Origin of the sequence: Jeotgalibacillus marinus, from assembly GCF_040801915.1 — a bacterium.
GTDB lineage: Bacteria > Bacillota > Bacilli > Bacillales > Jeotgalibacillaceae > Jeotgalibacillus > Jeotgalibacillus marinus.
Genome location: NZ_JBFMIA010000195.1, coordinates 1 through 262 on the forward strand (window position 1 = coordinate 1; position 262 = coordinate 262).

The following is a 262-nucleotide window of genomic DNA, read 5'->3' on the forward strand; positions in this document are numbered from 1 at the left end:
TCCTGATTTCGCAGCCGCCTTCATTCTGAAGAGTCTGCCGCAGAGGACTCTGGAAAAGTGCAGTTTCGTGGATTGTGTGGCGCGCCCTACAGGAGTCGAACCTGTGGCCTCAAGATTAGAAGTCTCGCGCTCTATCCAGCTGAGCTAAGGGCGCGCGCTGGGAGCGCAATAACCACTTTGCGCGCGGCTGCAAAGCTGCTTATGTCGTCGCCATGCAGGATACACCGATTTTGACCGAAAGCGCCAATGCCGCCAGCGGGCG

At 58.0% G+C, this 262-nt stretch carries 1 tRNA gene; it reads right to left on the reverse strand.

From position 1 onward, the window contains the following. Positions 1–77: 77 nt before the first annotated feature. A tRNA-Arg gene (locus AB1471_RS19020) sits at positions 78–154 on the reverse strand. Positions 155–262 lie beyond the last annotated feature (108 nt).